Source organism: Roseibium sp. LAB1, assembly GCF_054658235.1.
This window is the reverse complement of sequence record NZ_BAAGIB010000014.1, coordinates 1-2123: the sequence shown is the minus strand read 5'-3', so window position 1 is coordinate 2123 and position 2123 is coordinate 1. Positions and strand designations below refer to the sequence as shown.

Here is a 2123-nt window from a genome sequence, read left to right as displayed (position 1 = left end):
TGTCAAAGCCGATTAGAGGCGCGACATGTTCAGCCCGAAAGAAATGCGACACTTGGGTTTTGCCACTTTCTCAAGCGGTCAGCCCCCGATCCGACCGGCTGGGCCGGGTTGCAAGGGAGGTGAGGGGGCGGATGGTCGCAACGTTAAGACGGTAGCCCGTATGAGGTCCTGCTATCCTTAGAGGTTAGGTGAGTGCTTTAGCGTTGTATTATTCGAATGTAGATTACTGGCTGTTTGTCGCGAACGAGAGCGATACCTTCATGTCCATGAAGCGGGCCAATTACACGGCTTCGACACAGCCATAAACTGTCGCCATCACGCAGCTCTTCATAAATCGGAGCAAGTCCCCTCTTAAGCGTTGTCAAATCACGAATAGGCTCCACAAGATGTTGCGGCAGCGCTCCAAAATGTCGCATTAGCCAATTCGAAAATTGTTGCAGCGTAACTTCTTTGACTAGCTCAATATCTGGAGGATCACGTTTTACTGCACTTGGTGAAAACATATCAATCATAGCACCGAGCCTCACTGCTATCGGTATAGAAGACACGCAATAAAACGAACGATCAATCACATGCAGCGATTCTTGCCAATGCCTTCTGCCTCTTAGCATTCACTTCAGGATCATTCATGAAATCCGTTCGCCGCCCTGGCTTGCGGCCGCGCTTTTTGTAGCCGTTGCTCACGCTGCCATCCGGGATGCCGAACATATGGTCCTTCTGACCAGCTCGGGAGGGACCACGTTGTCGGCGTTTCTGCTCCCGACCTTCCTGCATGTCGGCTACGATCGACAGGATGTCATCCAGTCGCTTGTTCTCGACGACTTGGGCCCTGTGAACCGAGCGCAAGGTGTCAAAGGTTCTGTATGGGAGAAGGGTGCCCTCGTGCATGATCTCCAGGCGACCATCAGGATAGTCGCAGACGATCACTTTCTGGCGGGGCAGGGTCTTGGCGTAGTCCGTCGGATCCAAAATGAAAATCACCTTCTCATAGCGCAGCGTGAGTGCCTGTGAGACCGTACGGACCTCTTTCCGGCACATTGCACCATCCAGGTTCTCATGAGCGGCTAATGGCCGATGCATGTCCTTGTGATTGCGTGGTTCTTTGCCAAAACGACCGTTGAAATCAGCGATAAACTCCGGTGCGAAAGCGTTGGCGTCTTCAAGTGTGTTGATACCGCGCAAGCGCAGTTCCTTCACCAGCCGGTCCTGAAGAGTTCGGTTGGCGCGTTCGACGCGGCCTTTGGCCTGCGGGGTGTTGGCGCAGATGATGTCGATGTTGAGCTCGTAAAGAGCGCGGCCAAATTGCGTTAGCCCGCTGGTCCGGTCCATCTCGGACACATGTGTGGTCCGGAAAACCCCATGCTTATCGCTGTAGAATGCAAGCGGCTTTCCCCATTGTTCCAGATAGACCTTGGTTGCCAGGAGGTAGTCGAAAGTATTCTCGGATAACGCAAAACGCAGATGTAGCAGCTTGCCGGTCGCGTCGTCGATATAGACGAGCAAGGCACATTTGGGACCGCGGTTCTCGAACCACCAGTGATGTGAGCCGTCGATCTGGATGAGCTCTCCAAAACAATCGCGCCGGCCGCGCGGCTGAAAGATTCGCTGCTTGCGTTCGCGCCGCGATGTCCAAATACCGGCTTCTGTCATCCATTGGCGCAAGGTCTCCTTGCCGACGGCAATCTGATGAAGCTCGAGCAGCTTCTCACGAGCCAGGGTCGGACCAAAATCGTGATAACGCTCTCGCACCAGGTCGAGGACGGCATTGCGAAACTCGTCACTGTGACGCCGATTGCTGGGACGGCCACGCTTGCGGGAGACAAGACCCTCGACGCCGTCGCGGTCGTAAGCCTGTAAGAGACGATGGACCTGGCTTCGACTGAGGCTCAGCAACCGGGCAGCGTCGACGACACTCAATCGGCTGTCTCGAATCTTCTGGATGGCTTCCAGCCGGTTTAGTTCATGTTGCGACATGGTGATCAAAGACATTACGGCTCCGTCAGCACTCAGGCGTGTCGAACCCAGTCTTCCTTCCAACGTTGACATTGACCAGCGTCAGACGGACGGGAAGTGTCGCATCTCTAACTGGCCCAAGTGTCGCATTACTAAATGGCTGCTATACA

Annotated in this window: 2 protein-coding genes; both read right to left on the bottom strand. The window is 54.6% G+C overall.

Features of this window, described 5'->3' with window-relative positions; all coding sequences use genetic code 11:
* Nucleotides 1–197: 197 nt before the first annotated feature.
* A complete protein-coding gene (locus ACYQ54_RS28450; protein WP_460088497.1) occupies nucleotides 198–512 on the bottom strand; it encodes a hypothetical protein in 315 nt (104 codons plus the stop codon).
* A 52-nt stretch (nucleotides 513–564) separates the two neighbouring features.
* Nucleotides 565–1989: an ISNCY family transposase gene (locus ACYQ54_RS28445; RefSeq protein ID WP_460088496.1), complete on the bottom strand. Its 1425-nt coding sequence runs from the start codon at nucleotides 1987–1989 to the stop codon at nucleotides 565–567.
* Nucleotides 1990–2123 lie beyond the last annotated feature (134 nt).